Source organism: Stutzerimonas frequens (assembly GCF_024448335.1).
In the GTDB taxonomy this organism is placed as follows: Bacteria; Pseudomonadota; Gammaproteobacteria; order Pseudomonadales; family Pseudomonadaceae; genus Stutzerimonas; species Stutzerimonas frequens.
The window spans coordinates 21297-43788 of sequence record NZ_JAMOHM010000007.1 but is presented as its reverse complement, the minus strand read 5'-3'; the positions used below and the strand labels follow the sequence as shown (position 1 = coordinate 43788).

Here is a 22492-nt window from a genome sequence, read left to right as displayed (position 1 = left end):
ACCGACAAGGAAGCACATCTACATGACCACTAGCGCAGCCGCCGTCGAGCACGGCAACCACCTCGCCGAAGGCGGCATCCTCGACCGCATCATCGCCGAAACCCGCCTGACCCCGGATGACGAGGCCTACGACATCGCCAAGCGCGGCGTCTCGGCCTTCATCGAAGAACTGCTCAAGCCGCATAACGAAAACGAGCCGGTGAAGAAGGCCATGGTCGACCGCATGATCGCGGAGATCGACGCCAAGCTCAGCCAGCAGATGGACGAAATCCTTCACCACCCGCAGTTCCAGGCCCTGGAGTCCTCCTGGCGCGGCCTGAAGCTGCTGGTGGATCGCACCAACTTCCGCGAGAACATCAAGCTCGAACTGCTCAACGCCTCCAAGCAGGATCTGCTGGATGACTTCGAGGACAGCCCGGAGATCGTCCAGTCCGGCCTGTACAAGCACATCTACACCGCCGAATACGGCCAGTTCGGCGGCCAGCCGGTCGGCGCACTGATCGCCAACTACTTCTTCGACCCCAGCGCGCCCGACGTGAAGACCATGCAGTACGTCGCCAGCGTCGCGAGCATGTCTCACGCGCCCTTCATCGCCGCTGCCGGCCCGAAATTCTTCGGCCTGGAGAGCTTCACCGGCCTGCCGGACCTGAAGGATCTCAAGGATCACTTCGAGGGCCCGCAGTTCACCAAGTGGCAGAGCTTCCGCGAGCAGGAAGATGCCCGCTACGTCGGCCTGACCGTTCCGCGCTTCCTGCTGCGCAACCCCTACGATCCGGAAGACAACCCGGTGAAGAGCTTCGTCTACAAGGAAAACGTCGCCGGCAGCCACGAGCACTACCTGTGGGGCAACACCGCCTACGCCTTCGCCAGCCGCCTGACCGACAGCTTCGCCAAGTTCCGCTGGTGTCCGAACATCATCGGCCCGCAGAGCGGTGGCGCGGTCGAGGATCTGCCGCTGCACCACTTCGAGAGCATGGGCGAGATCGAAACCAAGATCCCGACCGAGGTGCTGGTTTCCGACCGTCGCGAGTACGAGCTGGCCGAGGAAGGCTTTATCGCCCTGACCATGCGCAAGGGCAGCGACAACGCCGCGTTCTTCTCCGCCAACTCGGCGCAGAAGCCCAAGTTCTTCGGCAACAGCGAGGAAGGCAAGACCGCCGAGCTGAACTACAAGCTCGGCACCCAGCTGCCCTACCTGTTCATCGTCAACCGCCTGGCGCACTACCTGAAGGTGCTGCAGCGCGAGCAGATCGGTGCATGGAAGGAGCGCACCGACCTCGAGCTGGAACTGAACAAGTGGATCCGCCAGTTCGTCGCCGACCAGGAGAACCCCAGCGCCGAAGTCCGCAGCCGTCGCCCGCTGCGCGCCGCCCAGGTCAATGTCAGCGACGTCGAGGGCGAGCCGGGCTGGTACCGCGTCAGCCTCAGCGTGCGTCCGCACTTCAAGTACATGGGCGCGGATTTCACCCTGTCGCTGGTCGGCAAGCTGGACAAGGAATAAGCACTTGAACGGATACGGCAGCCTCTTCGAGCGCCTCGGCGGTGACGCCGCGCGACGTTCCGGCTGGAGCCGCGAAGTCGCGGCGATGGCCTCGGTGGCTGCCCATCTGGCCAAGATGCTCAGCACCCGAGCGGGCAGCGTGCAGACGCTGCCCGACTACGGGTTGCCCGATCTCAACGATATGCGCCTGTCGCTGCACGACTCGCTGCAGCAGGCGCGTATCGCCATCGAGCGCTTCATCGAAGCGTACGAACCCAGGTTGACCCAGGTGCGCGTGCTGTCGCTGCCGCGAACCCACGACCCGCTGACCCTCGCCTTCACCATCGAAGGCCTGCTGGAAGTGGATGGCCTCAAGCGCCAGGTCAGCTTTTCCGCCAGCCTGGATGGCAGCGGACAGGTCAAGGTCCAGTAAGGAGACAACGGATGTCCGGCAAACCTGCAGCCCGCCTCGGCGATCCTACCGCCTGCCCGAAGACCGGCCACGGCACCAACCCCATCGCCGCCGGCTCACCCGACGTGCTGTTCGACGGCCTGCCGGCCGCGCGCATGGGCGACGCTTCCGCCTGCGGCGGCGCAATGGCCAGCGCAGTGATCCCCAACGTGCTGATCGATGGCAAGCCGGCGGCGGTGGTGGGCAGTGTGGGGAGTCATGGCAATGTCGTGACCGCGGGTTCGGGGACGGTGGTCATCGGCAGCACCCACAACGCGGCCCCCTTCCTCGCGCCTACAGCCCTTGGAATTGCCAAGGCAGTTACTGCGGCGGCCGCCGCCGAGGCCTTTCGCTCATCTGAACCGATAGCCCGGGCCTGGCAGGAAGAGCCGGGTGACCTCGCGCCGTTGGGCCTGGAAGAGGAAGACGAAGAAGAGGAGCTGGCCGATCAGCCGCAGCAACAGGCGCGCCAGGGCATCACCCTGCGAATCGGCGTGTTCTTCGATGGCACCGGCAACAACCTGGCTAATGCTGCCGTGACCGAAAAGTGTCGTCAGGACGACCTGACCCTGCTGGACGAGCGCACCCTCGGGGAGGTCGTCGAGTATTGTAGGGCGCATGGTTTCGGCGGTAGCGAAGGCAACGGCTTCTTTACCCAGACACCGGACAACAGCTACGGCAACGCGCCGAGCAACGTAGCGCGGCTGTTCGACCTGTACAAGGACGATGCGACCCGGAGCCTGGCTAAGGACGAGCGTAGCGCCAGCATCAAGGCGTATCTCGAAGGCATCGGCACCAGCAGCGGGGAAGAAGACTCGGTGTACGGGCAGGGGACTGGTATGGGCGATACCGGCGTAGTGGCCCGGGTGATGCAAAGTCCGCAGAAGATCCAAGAGTCGCTGGGTCGCCTGCTGGGTAATAACCCCAATCTGGAAATCGAAGGGTTGGAACTCGACATCTTTGGATTCAGTCGCGGGGCTGCTGCGGCCCGTCACTTCGCCAACGAAATACTCAAATCGGAAAGCGGCATCCTGGCGAGTTTATTCAATGCGCAGGCGCCGGGGTTTAACGCGAAATTCGACTGGGCCACCAACGTTCAGATTAACTTCATCGGTCTGTTCGATACGGTGGCGGCCGTGGCCGACCCGTTGAGCTGGGACTTCAGCCCTGCGGACCACCACAATCCAGGTGTCAACCTGTACCTCCCACCAAATTGCGCGCGCAAAGTGCTTCAGCTGAAGGCTCGCGACGAGATGCGCTGGAACTTCGCGCTCAATAGCGTGGCCCCACATCATCAAGAGATAACCCTCCCCGGCGCGCACTCAGATATCGGTGGCGGCTATCTTCCGGTTGTGCAGGAAAAGCTGATCCTCAGTCGTCCGGTCAGCTCCACGGTGCCCGCGGACACACCAACTGAACGTACTCACGCCTGGCGCGAAACCGAGCGCCAATACGAAAAGTGGAAGGCTTTTGGGCTGCCGGAGGATCAGCTTAAAAAAGACGTTCGCCGCATCCGCAAACTCCACCCCCGCGGCGTCAACCATCCGCCGGAGGATTGGGTGTTAGGCCTGGTAGCCATTGAGCGCCCAATACGCAGTGAACTTGCGCTGGTGTATTTGCGTGTGATGCGAAACCTCGCTTCGCATCATGGAGTACCGTTACGGCCTATACAGGACAGAGATCCCGTATTGGCTCTCCCTTCCGAACTCCAGCAGATCCACTCCAAGTTAATGACTTATGCCGAGGGCGGCCGGTACGAGCTTGATGTACATGAGGAGCATCTGCTTCGGTCGCGCTATATCCACTTATCCGCGCACTGGAAACCCACCAGCGGACTGCTTATTAGCAAGCCGGCACCCAATGTACGGCTGGTCTACAACAATAAGCCACAGCAAGGCTATCCCGAATGAAGAAACTCCTTCTCGCCTGCATACTCGCTCTGCTCAGCGGCTGCACCAACAGCCACGCCCAGCCGAAACTCCCCTATAACGCCTGGTTTGTGGGTGTCTTTGCGCCTGAGCATATGGAAATCTGGGTGGAAAGCGTGGATGTGATCGACCGCAGGGGGCTGGCCTACGAGCGCGTCAGTGGCGGGATCCCTTCCTACTCCGGCAAGGTCAGCGGCTGGCCTGAACATCCAGCAGGAGGCGCAGGCAAGGACCTGCCAGGTATTGATCTGCCGGAGATCATTTTCGTGCGTTGGCAATCGCTGGTCGAACCGCAGACCTACAACGTACGCATCAATATTCCCGAGTGGGTGCGCGAGGAAATGCTCAAGCCTCAACGCGGCTATTGCCACTTTCAGGGCAAGTGGCTGGATAGACAATTTCGCAAAGACATCACCATTGGGCTGGCCCCCGGCGGTGTCGCCAAGGCCTGGGTCGGCGGTCCCTGCGTCCGGTCCATCGAAATCGGTCGGTTCCACGCCGCGATCAGCAAAGTCGGACCTTATGGCGGGAAATCCGATGGGCACTACTACTTCATCTCGGACGAGGCCAAGGCCTATGTCGAGCAACACGGGGTGCCCTATGGCTCGTGGTAAACCCTCCTCACGCTGCGCCCGCCTGGCGCTCGCCGCCCTCGCTCTGACATTGGCCGCCTGCACCAACACTTCCCCGCCGCCGCGCGAACTGGCCGGGCGCTACGAACTGGTCGGCGTGGTGGAAATGGGCTCACAGCTGCTGCTCCATGAACAGGGCACGTTCGAGGCGGCGCTCTACTACGGCAGCCTCGACATCCAGGGTCGAGGGCGCTGGGCAATGGTGGACGGGCAGATCGAGTTGCGCGAACGCGGGCCGAGGGCCTTCTTCGACAAGATGAGGCTGAAGCCACACGGCAACTGCCTGCTCGTGAACATGGACACCTCCACGGGATGCTACCGCCGACGCTAGGAGCCCTGCCGCGCAAGCGCGCCGGACACGAAACGACAAGGATGAATCGTTAGACATGTCTTTCAACCATTACTACCAGAGCGAGCTCACCGCCCTGCGCCAGCTCGGCAAGCGCTTCGCCGAGCGGAGTCCGGCACTGGCGCCGTTCCTCGGGCAGGCCGGACGCGACCCGGATGTCGAGCGTCTGCTCGAAGGCTTCGCCTTTCTCACCGGGCGGCTGCGGCAGAAGCTCGATGACGAGCTGCCGGAACTGACCCACTCGCTGATGCATCTGCTGTGGCCGAACTACATGCGTCCGCTGCCGGCTTTCAGCATGCTGCAGTTCGATCCGCTGAAGCGCCCTGGCCCGGCGCTGACAGTGCCGCGCAACACGCCAGTCGAATCCAATCCGGTGCAGGGCGTCAGCTGCTGCTTTCGTACCGCCTACGCCACCGAGGTGCTGCCTCTGGCGTTGCAGACGCTGGAGTATTCGGTCAAGGGCACCGGTGCGCTGCTCAGCCTGCGCCTGCAGATGAGCGCCGATGGCCATCTCGGCGAGATCGGCCTCAGTCATCTGCGCCTGCACCTGGCGGGCGAGCCCTATATCAGCCAGCTGCTCTACCTCAGCCTGTTGCGCCACCTGGGCGGCATCGAGCTGGTGCCGCTGGACGAGCAGGGCCACCCACTGACCAGCTCCGATGGCAGCCCGCTGACGCCCTTGCAGCTCACCGCCAAGCAGGTCGAACCGGTGGGATTCGCCGAGGATGAGGCGCTGATCCCTTACCCGCTCAATACCTTCCGCGGCTATCGCTACCTGCAGGAATATTTCGCCTTCCCGGACAAGTTTCTCTTCGTCGACCTCAAGGGCCTGGAGATCATTCAGCGCATTCCGGACGACCTGCTCAAGCAGGCCCGCGGCCTGGAGCTGCGCTTCGATATTCACAAGGCCGGCGTGCAGCGCATCCGCCCGACGCTGGACAACGTGCGCCTGTACTGTACGCCGGTGGTCAACCTGTTCCCGCACGATGCCATCCCGATCCGCCTGGACGGCAAGCAGGACCAGTACCTGCTGCTGCCGGCCGAGTACGATGCGCAGCAATGCGGTGTGTTTTCGGTGGATCGGGTCACCGGTTGGAAACCCGGCGGCATGGGCTACGAAGAGTACGTGCCGTTCGAATCCTTCGAGCATGACCCCAGCTTCGATGTGCCGGTGGCGCGCCCGCACTACAGTGTGCGCCAGCAGCCTTCACTGCTGGGCGAAGGCCAGGAAACCTGGCTCAGCTTCGGCCTGCGCAACCTCGACCAGCACGAGACGCTGTCCATCGAGCTGACCTGCACCAACCAGAACCTGCCGCGCCAGCTTAAGCTCGGCGACATCTGCAAGCCCTGCGAAGACACTCCCGAATTTCTCAGCTTCCGCAATATCTCGGCGGTCACCCCGAGCTACGCACCGCCGCTGCAGCGCGACTATCTGTGGAAGCTGATCAGCAACATGTCGCTGAACTACCTGTCATTGGCCAACGTCGAGGCGCTCAAGGTGATCCTCGAGACCTACGACCTACCACGCTATTACGACAAGCACGCCGAGAACGTCAGCCGGCGGCGCCTCGGCGGCCTGACTCACATCGCCCACCAGCACGTCGATCGCCTGCATCGCGGGCTGCCGGTGCGCGGCGTACGTACCGAACTGACCATGAATCAGGACGGCTTCATTGGTGAGGGCGATCTGTTCCTCTTCGCCTCGGTGCTCAACGAATTCTTCGCCCTCTACGCCAGCCTCAACTCGTATCACGAGCTGCGCGTGCAGAGCACACAGGGAGAGGTGTACCAATGGACGCCGCGCATGGGTCAGCAACCGCTGCTCTGAAACCGCTCAACCGCGGCATCCGCGAGTACAGCCTGTTCCAGGGTGTGCTGCTGGTGCTTGATCGCCTGCGCCAGCTCAATCCCGGTCTGGATGACGAGGCGCTCTATGAACGCCTGGAATTCCAGGCCAACCCGAGCCTGGGCTTTCCCGGCAGCGATATCGAGCAGGTGCAGTTCTTCCAGGAGCACGCCGAGTGGCGCGCGCGCCTGCGCATCAACCTGGTCAGCCTGTTCGGCGCCGGCTCGCCACTGCCGGCCTTCTACGGCGAACAGGCGCTTGGCGACAGCGAGGACGGCAACCCGACCCGCGACTTTCTCGACCTGTTCAACAACCGCCTGCAGCGCCTGCTGCTGCCGATCTGGCAGAAGTACCGCTACCGCGCCCGCTTCACCAGCGGCGCCCATGACCCCTTCTCGGAGCAGCTATTCGCCCTGGTCGGGCTCAGCGGTGAGGCCATCCGCAGCGCGCCGGAGCTGAACTGGAAGCGCCTGCTGCCCTATCTCGGCCTGCTCAGCCTGCGCGCGCACTCGGCAGCACTGATCGAGTCGGTGCTGCGCTACTACTTCAAGCACGCCGAGTTGAACATCGAGCAATGCCTGGAGCGCCAGGTGGAAATCCTTGACGAGCAACGCAACCGTCTCGGTATGGCCAACAGCCAGCTGGGCGAGAGCCTGGTGCTCGGCGAGCGGGTCCGCGACCGCGGCGGCAAGTTCCGCATCCATATCCGCCAGCTGGACTGGAATCGTTTTCACGAATTCCTGCCCATCGGCAGCGGCTACCAGCCGCTCTGTGCGCTGGTGCGCTTCACCCTGCGCGATCCGCTGGATTACGACCTGCGCCTGGAGCTTCGCCCGGACGAGATCCGTGAACTGCGCATCGGCGCCGACAACAACTGCCGCCTCGGCTGGACCAGCTGGCTCGGACGCGAACGCGCCGACGGCCTGGTCACCCTGGGCAGCAAGACTCATTAAGGAAGATGGACATGATCAACGTCGACTTACAGCAACTGGTGCTAGCCCTGGATGCCACCAGTAAACAGGATCTGGAAGGCGCAGCCGAACGCTGCGTGGTACGTGGCGGCAGCAAGATTCTCGTCGAGGATCTGCTGCTCGGCCTGCTCGAGCGTCCCGATGGACTGCTCAAGCGAGCCTTGCTGGATGCCGAAGTGGATGCCGGCGCACTGGCGCAGGCGCTGCAACCGCGAGGCGAGCACAGCGAGTCGCGTAACCCGGTGTTTTCCACCGAACTGGTGCAATGGCTGCAGGATGCCTTGCTGGTGGCCAGCCTGGAACTCGGCCAGAGCCAGATCGACCAGGCCGCGCTGATTCTCGCGCTGCTGCGCAATCCGCTGCGCTATGCCGGCAGTCATTACCAGCCATTGCTGGCCCGGCTGGACGCCGAGCGCCTGCGCGACTTCACCCTCAGCCAGCAGCCGCAGGCCGCGAACGGCAAGCCGACAGCCAGTGGCGAGTCGAATCTGGCGCGCTTTACCCACAACTTCACCCAGCAGGCCCGCGATGGCAAGCTCGATCCGGTGCTCTGCCGCGACTCGGCGATCCGCCAGATGATCGACATCCTCGCCCGGCGGCGGAAGAACAATCCGATCGTGGTCGGCGAGGCCGGGGTCGGCAAGACCGCCATCGTCGAAGGCCTGGCCCTGCGCATCGCCAGCGGGGAAGTGCCTGCGGCACTCAAGGGCGTCGAGCTGCTCTGCCTGGACCTCGGTCTGCTGCAGGCCGGCGCCAGTGTGAAGGGCGAATTCGAACGCCGTCTGCAGGGGGTGATCGACGAGGTGAAGGCCTCAGCCAAGCCGATCATCCTGTTCATCGACGAGGCGCACACCCTGATTGGCGCCGGCGGCCAGGCCGGCAGCGGCGATGCGGCCAATCTGCTCAAGCCGGCCCTGGCGCGCGGCGAGCTGCGCACCATCGCGGCGACGACCTGGAGCGAGTACAAGAAGTACTTCGAGAAGGACCCGGCCCTGGCCCGCCGTTTCCAGCCGGTGCAACTGCACGAGCCGAGCGTTCCGGAAGCCGTCACCATCCTGCGCGGGCTGGCGCCGGTCTACGAAAAGAGCCACGGCATCTACCTGCGCGACGATGCGGTCACGGCCGCCGCCGAACTGTCGGCGCGCTACCTGGCCGGCCGGCAGCTGCCGGACAAGGCCGTCGACGTGCTGGATACCGCCTGCGCGCGGGTGCGCATCAGCCTCGCCACCGCACCCGAGGCGCTGGAACGCCTGCGTGGCGAGGTCGCCGAAGGCGAGCGTCAACGTGAAGCCGTGCGCCGCGATCTGGCCGCTGGCCTGCCGGTCGACGCGGCTGTCCTCGAGCGGCTGGAGCAACGTCTGATCGCGGCGGGGGACGAGATCGAGCAGCTCGAATTCCGCTGGGCCAAGCAGCGCCAGCTCGCCGAGCGTCTGCTCGAGCTGCGCAAGCGCACGGCCGAAGCGCGCAGCGATGCAAACGAGGACGGCGAGGCTCCATCGTTCGCTGAGCTGGAGGCCGAGCTGCGCACCGTGCAGGCCGAACTCGCCGCCGCCCAGACCGAGCAACGACTGGTCAGCCATGAGGTCTGCCCGCGCCTGGTGGCCGAGGTGATCAGCCACTGGACCGGCGTGCCCCTGACGCAGCTGGCCCGGGAGCACAACGCCCAGGTCGCCAACTTCGCCACAGATCTGCGCGCCCGGGTGCGCGGTCAGGAGCAGGCCGTGGAAGCGCTGGATCGTGCCATGCGCGCAGCAGCGGCCGGGCTGAACAAACCCGACGCTCCGGTGGGCGTGTTCCTGCTGGTCGGCCCCAGCGGCGTCGGCAAGACCGAAACCGCCCTGGCGCTGGCCGACCTGCTGTACGGCGGTGAGCGCTTCCTCACCGTGATCAACATGTCCGAGTTCCAGGAGAGGCACAGCGTTTCCCGCCTGATCGGCGCGCCTCCAGGCTATGTCGGCTACGGCGAAGGCGGCATGCTCACCGAAGCGGTGCGGCAGAAACCCTACTCGGTGATCCTGCTCGACGAGGTGGAGAAGGCCGATCCGGATGTGATGAATGTCTTCTATCAGATCTTCGACAAGGGCGTGGCGAATGACGGCGAAGGCCGCGAGATCAACTTCCGCAACACCCTGATCCTGATGACCAGCAACCTCGCCAGCGAGCGCATCGCCAGTTTCTGCACCGCCGGGCAGCGACCGGCGGCCGAGGATCTGGAACTGGCCATCCGTCCGCAACTGTCGCAGCACTTCAAGCCGGCCCTGCTCGGGCGCATGCGCGTGGTGCCCTATTACCCGATCGCCGGCGAAGTGCTCGACGAGCTGGTCATACTCAAGCTGGCACGCTTCGGTGAGCGGCTGCAGCGTCGCCAGCTGCAGTTCAGCCACTGCCCGGCGCTGGTCACGCACCTCTCCGAGCGCTGCGGCGACAGCGACAGCGGTGCACGGCTGATCGACCATCTGATCGAGCAGCACCTGCAACCGCTGGTGGTGGACCGCCTGCTCGATGCCATGGCCAGTGGCGAGCCGCTGCAGCGGGTGCATGCCACGCTGGATGGCGACGGCGCGCTGATCTGTGAGTTCGCCTGAGATGTCCGCGATGTTCAATCAGGTGCCACAGCCACTGCGCTATGCCGAGGCCCTGCTGGGCCGCTTCGCCGGGCTGGCGCGCGCGGCGAATGCCGACAGCCTGCTCGGTGGGCTGGTGGAAACCGCGGCGCAGCTGAGCGATTGCCAGCTCAGCCAGCTCTATCTGCTGGACGCCACCCACACCCGCCTGACGCTCTCGGCCGAGTGGCACAACGGCCTGTTGCAGCCACGCGAAGCCACCAGCCTGCCGAGCGATTACGACGGCGAGCAGCTGCTGCAATACTGCCTGTGCCAGAACCAGACCCTCTGTCTCAGCGAACTGGACAGCAGCCTGCACGCATCGGGCTTTCTGCCGGACAGCCCGATTCCCTGGCGCAGCCTGCTCTGCCTGCCACTACAGGACGAGCAGCAGCGCGTCGCCGGCCTGCTGCTCACAGCCAGTACCGAGTCGCGCGAGCTGCACGGCTTCAGCGGCTCGCTGGCCCAGCTCGGCGCCTTCGGCCTCGCCCAGCTGCATCTGCTCCAACGCCTGCGCGCGCCCGGCAGCACCACGCCTCCTGCCGCGCCAGTCAGTCCCTGCGCCAGCGGTTACGGCCTGATCGGCGACAGTCCGCGCATGCGCGCGGTCTACCAACTGATCGGCAAGGTACTGCACAGCCCGGTCAACGTGCTGCTCACGGGAGAAACCGGCACTGGCAAGGAACTGGTGGCGCGCGCCATTCACGACTGCGGGTTTCGCCGCAGCAAGCCCTTCGTCGTGCAGAACTGCGCCTCGCTGCCTGAGCAGCTGCTGGAAAGCGAACTGTTCGGCTACCGCAAAGGCGCCTTCACCGGCGCCGACCGCGACCGCAGTGGCCTGCTCGACGCGGCGAACGGCGGCACGCTGTTTCTCGACGAGATCGGCGACATGCCGCTGCTGCTGCAGGCCAAGCTGTTGCGCGTGCTGCAGGAAGGCGAAGTACGCCCGCTGGGCTCCACCGAAACCCACAAGGTCGACGTGCGCATCGTCGCCGCTACCCATCGCGACCTGCGCAGCCAGGTGGAAAACGGCCTGTTTCGCGAGGACCTGTTCTACCGCCTCTCGCACTTCCCCATCGAACTGCCGCCGCTGCGCGAGCGTGACGAGGACATCCTGCGCCTGGCCCGGCATTTCGCCGACAAGGCCTGCGCCTTCCTCCAGCGCGATCTGTGTCGCTGGTCCGACGCCGCGCTCGAACGTCTGGCAGGCTATGCCTTCCCCGGCAACGTGCGGGAGTTGAAGGGTCTGGTGGAGCGCGCCGTGCTGCTCTGCGAGGGCGGTGAGCTGCTGCCGGAACACTTCAATCTGCATGTGGAAGCAAGCCTGGACAGCAGCCTGAACCTGCGCGAACGCATGGAGCGGGTCGAACGCAGCCTGCTCATGGATTGCCTGCGCAAGAACGGCGGCAACCAGAGCCAGGCCGCCCGCGAACTCGGTCTGCCGCGGCGTACGCTGCTGTATCGCATGGAACGGCTGAATATCAGCCCGGCCGATCTCTAAGGAAGGAAAGACGCCATGTTCAACCCAGCCAACCAGGCCCACTTCACGCTTTGCCTCGAAGGCGTCGAGCACGACTTCAAGATGCTCGAATTCCAGGGCCGAGAGGCCATCAGCCAGCCCTATCGCTTCGACCTGGAACTGATCAGCGAGCGCCCCGACCTGGATCTGGAAAGCCTGCTGCATCGCCCGGCGTTTCTCGCCTTTGCGCCGGGCGGCAGCGGCATCCACGGCCTGGTGCATCAGGCGGCCCAGGGTGAATCCGGCCAACGCCTGACCCGCTATCGCCTTACGCTGGTGCCGCAGCTGGCCTACCTCGCCCATCGCACCAACCAGCGCATCTTCCAGCACCTGAGCGTGCCGCAGATCGTTGCCCAAGTGCTCGAGGAACACGGCATCCAGGCCGATGCCTACCGCTTCCAACTCGGCCCGGTGATCTACCCAGAGCGTGAGTACTGCGTGCAGTACGACGAGACCGACCTGCACTTCATCCAGCGCCTATGCGAGGAAGAGGGCATCCACTATCACTTCCAGCACAGCTCGTCCGGTCATGTACTGGTCTTCGGCGATGACCAGACGATCTTCGCCAAGCTCACCGCCACCGCCTATCAGCAGGACAGCGGCCTGGTCGCCGACCAGCCGATGATCAAGCGTTTCGGCCTGCGCCTGGAAACCCGTACTAGCCGGGTCACGCGCCGCGACTACGATTTCGAGAAGCCACGCCTGATCATGGAGGCCGCGTTCCACAGCGAGTTCCAGCCGGATCTCGAAGACTACGACTACCCCGGCCGCTTCACCGAGCGCACCCGCGGCAAGCACCTATCGCAGCGTGCTCTGGAACGCCACCGCCACGACTACGAGCTGGCCGAAGGCGACAGCGACCAGCCGCGGCTGGTCAGCGGGCACTTCCTGCCGCTTGGCGAACACCCGCGCAGCGACTGGAACCAGCTCTGGCTGCTTACCGACGTGCTGCACGAAGGCAAGCAGCCGCAGGTATTGGAGGAGTCGATACTGGAGCTCCCCTCTCCCTCCGGGAGAGGGGCTGGGGGTGAGGGCGCTCCAGGCAACGCTCAGTTCCATCAGGGCTACCGCAACCGCTTCAGCGCCACGCCCTGGGACATCCCCTTCCGCCCAGCCCTTCACCATCCTAAACCGAAGGTGCTCGGAAGCCAGACCGCCGTGGTCACCGGCCCCGCCGGCGAAGAGATCCACTGCGACGAGTACGGCCGCGTAAAAGTCCAGTTCCACTGGGATCGCGAAGGCCAGGCCGACGACAAGACCAGCTGCTGGCTGCGCGTCTCCTCCAGCTGGGCCGGCGACCGCTACGGCGGCATCGCCATCCCGCGGGTCGGCATGGAAGTGCTGGTGACCTTCCTCGAAGGCGATCCCGATCAACCCTTGGTGACCGGCTGCCTGTACCACAAGGAACATCAGGTCCCCTACGACCTGCCGTCCAACAAGACCCGCACGGTGTTCAAGACTCTGAGCAGCCCGGGTGGTGGTGGCTACAACGAACTGCGTATCGAAGACCGCAAGGGCCAGGAACAGATCTACATCCACGCCCAGCGCGACTGGGATGAGAACATCGAGCACGACCAGAAGATCCGCGTCGGCCACGAGCGCCACGACACCGTCGAGGCCAACAGCTACGGCGAATTCAAGGCCGAGGAACACCGCACCACCCACGCCGATCGCAAGACCGAAGTCCGCGCCAACGACCACCTCACAGTCGGCAACAGCCAGCACATCAAGCTGGGCACCGGGCAGTTCGTCGAGGCGGGCAACGAAATCCACTACTACGCCGGCAGCAAGGTCGTGATCGACGCCGGCATGGAACTCACCGCCTCAGCCGGCGGCAGTTTCCTCAAGCTCGACCCCAGCGGAGTGACGCTGAGCGGTGCGACGATCCGGATGAATTCGGGTGGCGCTGCCGGAAAGGGCTCGGGGCTGAAGATCCTGGCGCCGGTAATGCCATGGCTGGCAACCAGCGCCATTGCCGGCAGCCTCACCTCGCCTGCCCTGATCAACATGTCGCGGCAACTCAAACAGGCCGCGGCCGCCAAGCTGCTGTTGGTCAAGCAATGCGCAATGCAAGCCGATGGCTCATGCCACTTGGAGGTTTGCCCATGCGGCAAGAACGCGAGCACGGCCTGATGCAGGCTGTAGAAGAACCGGACATCGAGCGAGACGACCTCTACCTGCTGCTCGATAGTGCTGCATTACCGGCTCTGCAGATCATCTACCAGCACGACGACGAACCCCACCTGGAGCTGCTGTACCGAGGCACGCGCCATGAGTCCATGCTGGAATGCAGCCCCGTGCTGTACAGCCTCGCGGGGCAGCATCTGATGTGGCAGAACCGGGAGCGCTGGCAATCGGCAGGGCTGCTGTTGGAAAGCGCGGCGAGCATCGATGATCTGGCGAACCATTTGCGCAGCCTTCTCAGCGTCAGATTGCCCTCCGGTGAACTGGCATTCTGCAGGTTCTACGACCCGGCCTTGAGCGAACGCTTCTTCGACAGCCTCACGCAAGAAGAGCTGGGCGCTTGGCTCGGCCCGATCAGCGGCATCTGGCTGACCAACGAGCAGAGCGAATGGCGAGGTTTCACCACAAACCAGATTTCTCTCGGCAGAACTGCTGACGACGAGGGCTGGTTTGCGCTCCGTCCCGAGCACCTTGCCCATTGGCAACAACAGGAGCGACAGCGTTTCATCCAGCGCCTGATCAGCCATTTTTCTGCAGACAACTTTCATGAAAAGGCCGCCCCGGAGCTGGAAGCGGTCGTCAAGCAGCGCGTGCACGAAGCCGAGGCATTCGGTATCGAGGCAGAACGGCACCTGTTCGCTTACGTTGAATTAGCGCTGCAGTTTCCCGATGCCATCGACAGCCCCGAGGTTCGAACGGGGCTGACCAACAAGGAAGAACCTGCCGAGCACCGGCTGGCTCGTATCGAAGCCTGCCTGCTTGGACTGCATGGATAAAGCGAATGGAATACACGATACAGAGGGGCGACACCCTGACCCGGATCGCCAGCGATCACGGCATCACTGTCAGCAGCCTGTTACGCCTGAACCCGCAGATTGAAAACCCAAACCAGATCCAGGCAGGCCAGATCTTGCGCATGCCCGCGTCGAGCAGCCCGGCACGCCCCGGCTGCACCGCGGGACAGATCATGCAGGACAGCCAGTGCAGCGGGGCTGCATTCGACGTCGCCTTCTACTGGAACGAAGAAGTGCAGAGCCGCCAGGCGATCTATGAGGCGATCTACGGACGTGAAATGCACTTCCTCCACCGCTCGTTGTTCCAGCGTAACAACGAGCATCTCAACGAGACGGTACTGCCTGGCGAGATTGTCATCATCTCCAACATGCCGCGCACCGACGCCGACCGACAACGCCTGGAAGCCCTCAGGGAACAGGCGCGACTCGCAAGTGAAGGCATTCAACAGCTGTCACCCGCCGAAGCCATGACGGTCAAGCGGCATCTGAAAGTTCTGGACTACGTCTCGTTGGAAACCGTCGCATCCCACCAGAGCACCGCGCTGGGTGTACTGAGTGCCGCAGCCGGACGCCAGCTAGGGGACGTCAGGAGCACGCTGGAAAAGATCAACGTCGCGTATGTCGACGAGCTCAGCCGCACCGGAAACCCCAACCGATTTTCGCCGGAGTTCTATGCGAAGCGTCAGCAGCTATTCGGCCAGCTGAATCATTCCCTTGGCCGCCTGACCCTTTCAACTGTCAATATCCGTAATTACGACAGCATCAAGACCACGCTCGGCCTATCGACCAAATCGATCCTGCATAACGCTTCTGCGATTACTGAAAGAGGCGAAGTTCCGCAGCTTGGGCAACGCATCAATACGGTTTCGAATTGGGCGAAGGGCGCCGGCCGCTTAGGTTACTTGGGTATCGCCATCGATGGTGGCGTTCGATTGAACAGAATCCATGACGCCTGTTCGTTAGAGGATAGCGGTAGCTGCAAGCAAGTCAGCTTTAAACAAATCGGCGGGTTCGTTGGTAGCGCAAGTGTCGGCGGGATAGGAGGCTTTCTAACTGCACAAGCAGCCACAGCCATTGTTGGTGGCATTGCATTAGCTCTCGGCGTAACTGTAGGAGCACCAGTTTTACTCGTAGTGGGGTTAGCTGGTGCCGGTCTTGGTGCCTATTATGGTGGGAGTGAAGGAGGCGAACTCGGCGAAATGCTAGGCGAAGTAATCTACGAAGGGGTGCAATAGATGCCCACTGCAATCTCCCTTAAAGCAATAATGCTATATGCATTATTTTCCATATTGGCACTCGGCACCATTAATAACTTGTACGTATCTTTTTTTGCGATACATAGGCTAGATCGTTATTTTTCAAAAAAACATGATCCTAACTGGGAATCCAATAGCCCATTCGAAAGTTTTTACCGGCTTCACAAATACAGCTTTCTATATTCGTTTGGCATAAACCGCCCAAAAGTTAATAAGGCTATCTCGCTTTGGTTGTATTTTTCCAGCTTCAGCCTTTCCTGCATATGGGTCAGCTTAGGCCTTGCAGCAGCGGGAAAATACTTCGACATCGGCCCGTTCTCATAGCTCAGCGTTTCAAGGAAGCCATTCGTAGCGTGGGTAACCGTTCGGCAGCCAAACGCTGGCGGCCGATGAACGGGCGAGGATTAAGCCCGCTGAAGTGACAAAATGACATCACAGCTGCGCCTGCAGCCTTTCGATGATCAGAGTCACTCACATGCCCGCCAATCGCCGCTATTCCATCATTCTCGAACACTCCGGGCAGGTCCTGCTGGAGCAGGCCTCGCTTGAGCAGGTCGAGGCGTTCTGGGATGCCAATGACGAAACCTATTTCGGCTTGCGTATCGAGGACGCCCAGAGCGAACACGCACGCGTGTACGTCACGGACGAGATTCCGGAAGACGAAGAACTCGCCCTGCCCTGATCGCCTGCACTGCTCCGCTTTCGCGCCCCGCCTGAGTACGAGTTCGGCATAATCGTCTGCCCGACCGCGGAGCAACGGCCATGCAGATCGACGAAGAGCTGACCCTGAAGAAGCTGGAGGTGTTTCTGGCCTTCATGCGCAGCGGCAATCTGGGCAAGGCCGCGGTGGAGCTGAACACCAGCAACGTCAGCGTGCACCGCGCCATCCACTCCCTGGAAAGCGCACTGCGCTGCCCGCTGTTCAAGCACGAGGGACGCAACCTGATCCCGCTGGAAAGCGCCTACGTGCTGGAAGAGCGCGCCCAGCAGCTGGTCAAGGACGTGCTCGAGACGGTGCGCCAGACCCGCGAAGCCGCCGGCTTCTCGGCCGAGCGTTTCAAGCTCGGCGCGCTGTATTCGCTGACGGTGAAGACCGTGCCGCAGCTGATCATGGGTTTGAAACTGCGCCGCAGCGAACTCAACATCGACCTGATCCTCGGCTCCAACGTCGACCTGCTCTACAAGCTGAAGAACATGGAGCTCGACGCCATTCTGGTGTCGCTCAACGAAAGCGTGGCCGATCCGGACTGCGCGCAGGTGCAGCTGTTTTCCGACGACATCTTCCTCGCCGCGCCGGCCGACTCGCCCTTCGCCAACCAGAGCGAAGTGGATCTCAGCGATCTGCGTGACGCCACTTTCATCACGCTGTCCCAGGGTTTCGCCACCCATCAGGACGGCAACCGGGTGTTCCAGCTAGCGGGTTTCGAGCCGAAGGTGGCGATGCAGGTGAACGATATCTTCACCCTGCTGAGCATGGTCAATTCGGGCGTGGGCTACGCGCTGCTGCCGGGGCGCGTGGGCATGGTCTACGAATCGCGGGTGCGGCTGATCCCGCTGCAGGCGCGTTATCACCTGCAGCAGCATATCGGCGTGGTGTTCCTCAAGGCCAAGGAGCGCGACCCGAACCTGCTGGCGCTGCTCGCCGAATGCCGGATGTATGCCCGGCGCGCGCTGGAGCAGAACGAGGATGCCAAGCCTGAAACGACGTAGGGTGGAAAACCCGCGCAGCGGTTTTCCACGCGTTGGCATATGGCCAGCCGGATCGGCATGATCGGCGCCGCAGGGGTGGAAGAGGCTTCGCCGTCTTCCACCCTACGACTGCATGACTAGGCGACGGCTGTCTGCCCAGACGCGACCGGAGCGGGCCGGCCCAGGCTTTGCGCCACCACGTCACCGACCATATCCGCGGTGATCGCGCTCAGCGTCCAGCCCAGGTGCCCGTGGCCGGTGTTGTAGAACACGCAGGGCGAGCTGCCGCGGCCAACCTTGGGCATCATGTTCGGCATCATCGGCCGCAGACCGGCCCACGGCACCACGCTGCGGGTGTTGACGCCGGGGAAGCACTGGTTGACCCAATCCACCAGCGGGCGGATGCGATCGGCGCGGATGTCGCGGTTGTAACCGTTGAACTCGGCGGTGCCGGCGACGCGGAAGCGGTCGTCGCCAAGGCGGCTGCTGACCAGCTTGGTTTCGTCATCGAGCAGGCTGACCGTCGGCGCCGAGGCACGGCTGATCTCGTCGGTCAGGTTGACGGTGATCGAGTAGCCCTTGACCGGGTAGATGTTCACCCGGTCGCCGAGCTGGGCTGCCAGTCCGCGGCTGGCGGTGCCGGCGCAAACCACCAAGCCGTCGAACTCCAGCCGCTCGTCACCGCCAACGCCAGCGAGGATCACGCTGGCACGCTTGCCGTCGCTGGCCACCGACTTCACGTCGGCACCGTAGCGGCAACGCACGCCGAGGCGCTCGATCGCCGTGGCCAGACCATGGGTGAACTTGTGGATGTCGCCGGTGGAGTCGCATTCGGTGTAGTAGCCGCCGTAATAGGTGCCGGCCAGGGTCGGCTCGATGGCACGCATTTCTTCCGGCGTCACGCTGCGCCGCGGCAGGCCGCCTTCGGCGAGCAGGCGCGAAACCTCAGCGGCATGCTCGAAGCCGGCCTTGTCGCGGTAGATATGCAGGATGCCCTTCTTCTTCAGGTCGAAGTCGATGCCTTCGGCTTCGGCCCAGGCGAACAGATGCTCGCGCGCGGCGATCGCCAGCCGCGCGGTTTCGATGGTGTTCTTGCGGTAATTGGGGATCGAGCCGATGAACTCGGCGAACCAGGAGAGCTTGTGCCAGCTGGGCTTGGGATTGACCAGCAGCGGCGCGTCGCTCTTGAGCATCCACTTGAGGCCCTTGACGATCGTCGACCAGTGGTTCCAGACCTCGGCATTGGAGGCCGACAGCTGGCCGCCGTTGGCGAAGGAGGTTTCCATCGCCGCGTAGCGGTGCTTTTCCAGCAGGGTGACCGAGAAGCCGCGCTTGGCCAGGGCATAGGCGGTGGTGACGCCGGTGATGCCGCCACCGATGACTGCGATTGTTTTCATTGTTGCGCTCCAGAACGTCGAGGGGTCATAGCCCGTGCGCCCAACGCGCGGCGGGCGCCCCCTCTGTTCTGGACCTGAGAGATTCACGAGCGCGTGACGCGGCTCGCTTGCTCCTTCGGTGCGCCCGGCGACGAAAACCGGGCGGCTCTTCAGAGTGTCAGCAGTGGTAGCGGTCCTTTTGCCTGAGAGTTTCCGGGGCGGTTGCTCCTTCGGCGCTGCCATGCGGCAGTCTCTCCCGCTAGCACATCGACCCGCGCCCGCTGCCTGCGGCAATCGGTCGCGAATCGAGGGTTACCCTGCCAGAAAAAACCGCCGCTGTAACCCCCCGGCTTTGGCCCGGGGCTACGCGGCGGTCTGGCGGGCCTGTGCCAGGGCGTGTAGCCGTCGTAGGGTGGATGGCCGCAGCTATCCACGCGGTGAGGGTTACGCGTGGAAAATCGCTGCGCGAGTTTTCCACCCTACGCATTCGTAGGGTGGAAAACGGCGCAGCCTTTTCCACCTTTACGACCTCAGCCCAACAGCCCGCGCATGACGAAGAACAGCAGCGACGGCCCGAGCAGGCAGCCCAGCGCGGTGTAGAACGCCGCAGTCAGGCAGCCATAGGGCACCAGGCGAGCATCGGTGGCCGCCAGGCCGCCGGCCACACCGCTGGAGGTGCCGATCAGGCCGCCGAAGATCACCGCGGCACGGGGGTTGTTCAGGCCGATCATCGGCGCCACGAACGGCGTCGCGATCATCACCAGAATCGCCTTGACCAGGCCTGCGGCGATCGACAGCGCCATGACTTCGGAGCTGGCGCCGATCGCCGCGCCAGTGACCGGGCCGACGATGTAGGTCACAGCGCCCGTGCCGATGGTGGTCAGGCTGACCGCGTCGGTGTAGCCGAACGCCATGGCCACCGCGACGCCGGCGATGAAGGAGGAGAACACACCGACGAACAGCGCCAGCACGCCGACCATGCCGGCGCGCTTGAGCTCTTCCACACTGACGCCGAAACCGGTGGCGACGATGGCGAAGTCACGCAGCATGGCGCCGCCGAGCAGGCCGATGCCGGAGAACAGCGCGATATCCACCAGGCCCTTCTGCCCGCCGGTCACCACGCCGCCGATGTACGACAGCAACAGGCCGATGAGGATGGCGACCGCCGAGCCGTGCAGGCGGCCCTTGGTGAGCTTGTCGGACAGCCAGTAGGAGATCCACATGGTCGCGCCGATGATGGCGAAGCCGCTGATCAGGCCGTAGCCGGAGATCACTTTCATCAGAGATTCGTACATGGTTCAACCCTCCGTGGTCAGTGGCTTGGCTTCATCGGCTTCATGCTTTTTTCGGCCGATCCGGTCGAGCACCGGCACCAGCGCGAAGGCCACGGCGACAGCCGCCACACCGGCGAGAATGGCCATCGGGCCGCCGCTGAGGGCGCCGTAGACGTTCTGTTGCGCCGCCATCGCGACCACGATCGGGATGTACACGGCACTCCAGAATTTCACCCCCTGTTCGGTCTCCATGTTGAACAGGCCGCGCTGCTTCAGGTAGCTGCCGAGCAGGATCAGCAGGACCATGGCGATACCCACGCCGCCGACGTTTGCCGGTACGCCCAGCAGCTTGCCGAGCAGCTCGCCGACGAAGATGCCGGTGAGGGTACACAAGGCCAGGAAGGCCACACCAAAGATGATCATTGTTCTTGTCCTTTTGGTTGCGCCGGCCTGCAGAGGGCGTGGCGCGTGTTGTCGAGGTCGTTGTTGTTATCCATCGATCAGCCGCGAGTAAGGCTTGCTCGCGCTGAATGTGCACGCGGTCTATCGGCTCTGGCTGCCCTCCTGACGCAGCAAGGCGTCCAGTGTGTCGAGCCGGGCGCCGTCGAAGGCGGCCAGCGTACCCTGTTCGAAAACCCGCCGCGCCAGGCCGGTGAGCACCTGGCCCGGGGGCAGTTCGATCTGCAGACGCACGCCACGTTCGTAGGCGGTGCGCAGAGTGCCGTGCCAGTCGACGACGCGGCACATGTTGAAGGCGAGGTCGTCGCGCAGGCGCTCGCTATCGAATATCGGGCGTGCGGACGAGCTGCTCAGATAGCGAACTTGCGGAGCGCGCAGGCTGACGCCGGCGAAGGCTTCGGCCAGCTCACGCGCCGGCTGCTCGAGCAACGCGCAGTGCGACGGCACGCTCATCGCCAGACGCCGCGCACAGGAGGCACCGAGGGCCTTGGCGCGGGCGGCGACCGCGGCCATGGCGGCATCGCTGCCGGCGATGACGAGCTGGTTGTCGGCGTTGATATTGGCCAGGTAGGCGGGCGCCTTGGCCTCCGCCAACAGGCCTTCGACCGTGCTCAGCGACAGACCGAGGATGGCGGTCATGCCATAGCCGTGCGGGTAGGCCTGCTGCATCAGCTCGCCACGCAGCGAGACCAGCCGCACCGCGTCGCGATAGTCCAGCGTCCCGGCGACCACCGCCGCGGCATAGGCGCCGATGGACAGCCCGGCGACATAATCCGGGCGCTGGCCATCGCGCATCAGCAGCCGCGCTCCGGCGACCCCGGCGATCAGCAGGCAGAGCTGCACCGCTCGGGTCGATTGCAACGCCTCGGCCGAATCGAGCAGCCGCGCATCCTCGCCGAGCACCGCACTGGCCTGCGCCAGGCATTCGAGGACTTCAGGCTCCTGTGGCAGACGCTGGAGCATGCCGGGCTTCTGCGCGCCCTGGCCGGGAAAGGCGAACAGGCTACTCATGCCGCACGCTCCGTGGCCCAGGGATCGCTCACCAGACGCGGTCCTTCGGCAGCCTTGACCAGCACCCGCGCGCCGCCACCGGCCCATTCGCCGAGCGCCACACCACCCAGCGGGGTTTCCAGTTGCAGGTCGACGCGGCAGGCGCGGCCTTCGAGCAGCTGTAGCAGCGGGCGCGCCTCGCTGCGTGGCAGCGGGCGCTCGGCCCTGAGCAGCAGATCCAGATCGCTGTCCGGGTGCGCCGTCGGCAGCCCGGTGGCAAGTTGAAAACCCGCCGAGCCGGTGACGCCCCAGGCGTGGCCCAGCGCATCGAGCAAGGGGCGTAGCTCGGCCAGCACGCGGAACACCGGCAGATCCTCACTGGCCTGACGACCGAGCAGATCTTCCGGTGCCAACCGATGAGCGATCGCCTCGATCGGCATCAGCGCGGCCAGGCGTTGATCACGCGTCGCCCCGCGCAACCCGACCGCAACCAGGCCGGCGGCCACACGCGCACGCCGCACCACCACCGGCTGGCCAGCGGCGAGCACAGCGATCGCCCAGGCGGGCGCATCGGCCGGCAGCTGGGCCGGGGTCATGCCCCAGAGCAGGTCGTGGGGGCGAGGTGTGTCGTGCATCTACAGCCTCCTCGTGATTGTTGTTGTCGAGTCGCTGATCGCTGTGGCGAATAGGG

Annotated in this window: 19 protein-coding genes and 1 riboswitch; of the genes, 14 read left to right on the top strand and 5 right to left on the bottom strand. The window is 64.1% G+C overall.

What is annotated here, in order from left to right:
* Positions 1–22: 22 nt before the first annotated feature.
* From tssC to NAO55_RS11545, 14 genes are all read left to right on the top strand, one after another.
* Positions 23–1501 (top strand): type VI secretion system contractile sheath large subunit, encoded by a 1479-nt coding sequence (gene tssC / locus NAO55_RS11610; protein WP_102839009.1) that lies wholly within the window; start codon positions 23–25, stop codon positions 1499–1501.
* Between the two features lie 4 nt (positions 1502–1505).
* Positions 1506–1913, top strand: coding sequence for a type VI secretion system baseplate subunit TssE (tssE, locus tag NAO55_RS11605; RefSeq protein WP_003303358.1), 408 nt, complete (start codon positions 1506–1508; stop codon positions 1911–1913).
* 11 nt (positions 1914–1924) lie between these two features.
* Positions 1925–3841 (top strand): PAAR domain-containing protein, encoded by a 1917-nt coding sequence (locus NAO55_RS11600; protein WP_102839010.1) that lies wholly within the window; start codon positions 1925–1927, stop codon positions 3839–3841.
* Positions 3838–4473, top strand: a complete 636-nt coding sequence (locus NAO55_RS11595; RefSeq protein WP_102839011.1) for a DUF2931 family protein — start codon at positions 3838–3840, stop codon at positions 4471–4473. Before NAO55_RS11600 ends, NAO55_RS11595 begins: the two co-directional genes overlap by 4 nt.
* Positions 4460–4822 carry a hypothetical protein gene (locus NAO55_RS11590; protein WP_102839012.1) on the top strand — a complete coding sequence of 121 codons (363 nt, stop codon included), beginning with the start codon at positions 4460–4462 and terminating at the stop codon, positions 4820–4822. The genes NAO55_RS11595 and NAO55_RS11590 overlap by 14 nt, the downstream gene beginning before the upstream one ends.
* A gap of 55 nt (positions 4823–4877) precedes the next feature.
* Positions 4878–6668, top strand: coding sequence for a type VI secretion system baseplate subunit TssF (tssF, locus tag NAO55_RS11585; RefSeq protein ID WP_102839013.1), 1791 nt, complete (start codon positions 4878–4880; stop codon positions 6666–6668).
* Positions 6632–7639, top strand: a complete 1008-nt coding sequence (gene tssG / locus NAO55_RS11580; protein WP_102839014.1) for a type VI secretion system baseplate subunit TssG — start codon at positions 6632–6634, stop codon at positions 7637–7639. The genes tssF and tssG overlap by 37 nt, the downstream gene beginning before the upstream one ends.
* An 11-nt stretch (positions 7640–7650) precedes the next feature.
* Positions 7651–10242, top strand: a complete 2592-nt coding sequence (gene tssH, locus NAO55_RS11575; protein ID WP_102839015.1) for a type VI secretion system ATPase TssH — start codon at positions 7651–7653, stop codon at positions 10240–10242.
* A gap of 10 nt (positions 10243–10252) precedes the next feature.
* Positions 10253–11761 (top strand): sigma-54 interaction domain-containing protein, encoded by a 1509-nt coding sequence (locus NAO55_RS11570; protein WP_102839663.1) that lies wholly within the window; start codon positions 10253–10255, stop codon positions 11759–11761.
* A 15-nt stretch (positions 11762–11776) separates the two neighbouring features.
* Positions 11777–13912, top strand: coding sequence for a type VI secretion system Vgr family protein (locus tag NAO55_RS11565; protein WP_102839016.1), 2136 nt, complete (start codon positions 11777–11779; stop codon positions 13910–13912).
* Positions 13885–14739, top strand: a complete 855-nt coding sequence (locus NAO55_RS11560; protein WP_003303899.1) for a DUF4123 domain-containing protein — start codon at positions 13885–13887, stop codon at positions 14737–14739. The genes NAO55_RS11565 and NAO55_RS11560 overlap by 28 nt, the downstream gene beginning before the upstream one ends.
* A 5-nt stretch (positions 14740–14744) precedes the next feature.
* On the top strand, positions 14745–15992 hold the full coding sequence (locus NAO55_RS11555; protein WP_102839017.1) for a LysM peptidoglycan-binding domain-containing protein: 1248 nt from the start codon (positions 14745–14747) through the stop codon (positions 15990–15992).
* Positions 15993–16488: 496 nt separating this feature from the next.
* Complete coding sequence (locus tag NAO55_RS11550) at positions 16489–16695, top strand: hypothetical protein (protein ID WP_013984451.1); 207 nt, start codon at positions 16489–16491, stop codon at positions 16693–16695.
* An 80-nt stretch (positions 16696–16775) separates the two neighbouring features.
* Complete coding sequence (locus tag NAO55_RS11545) at positions 16776–17723, top strand: LysR family transcriptional regulator (RefSeq protein ID WP_102839018.1); 948 nt, start codon at positions 16776–16778, stop codon at positions 17721–17723.
* A gap of 116 nt (positions 17724–17839) precedes the next feature.
* Here the strand turns inward: NAO55_RS11545 and NAO55_RS11540 are convergent, their stop codons facing one another.
* The 5 genes from NAO55_RS11540 to NAO55_RS11520 form a co-directional block, all read right to left on the bottom strand.
* Complete coding sequence (locus tag NAO55_RS11540) at positions 17840–19099, bottom strand: D-amino acid dehydrogenase (protein WP_102839019.1); 1260 nt, start codon at positions 19097–19099, stop codon at positions 17840–17842.
* Between the two features lie 160 nt (positions 19100–19259).
* Positions 19260–19347: riboswitch (glycine riboswitch) on the bottom strand.
* A gap of 261 nt (positions 19348–19608) precedes the next feature.
* A complete protein-coding gene (gene madM / locus NAO55_RS11535) occupies positions 19609–20373 on the bottom strand; it encodes a malonate transporter subunit MadM (RefSeq protein ID WP_014818590.1) in 765 nt (254 codons plus the stop codon).
* Positions 20374–20376: 3 nt separating this feature from the next.
* The gene (gene madL, locus NAO55_RS11530; protein ID WP_102839020.1) at positions 20377–20775 is read right to left on the bottom strand and encodes a malonate transporter subunit MadL; all 399 of its coding nucleotides are present in this window, start codon (positions 20773–20775) and stop codon (positions 20377–20379) included.
* A gap of 120 nt (positions 20776–20895) precedes the next feature.
* Positions 20896–21822 (bottom strand): malonate decarboxylase subunit epsilon, encoded by a 927-nt coding sequence (mdcH, locus tag NAO55_RS11525; RefSeq protein WP_102839021.1) that lies wholly within the window; start codon positions 21820–21822, stop codon positions 20896–20898.
* Entirely contained in the window at positions 21819–22436 is a 618-nt protein-coding gene (locus NAO55_RS11520) for a malonate decarboxylase holo-ACP synthase (RefSeq protein ID WP_102839022.1), read from the bottom strand. The genes mdcH and NAO55_RS11520 overlap by 4 nt, the downstream gene beginning before the upstream one ends.
* Positions 22437–22492: the final 56 nt, after the last annotated feature.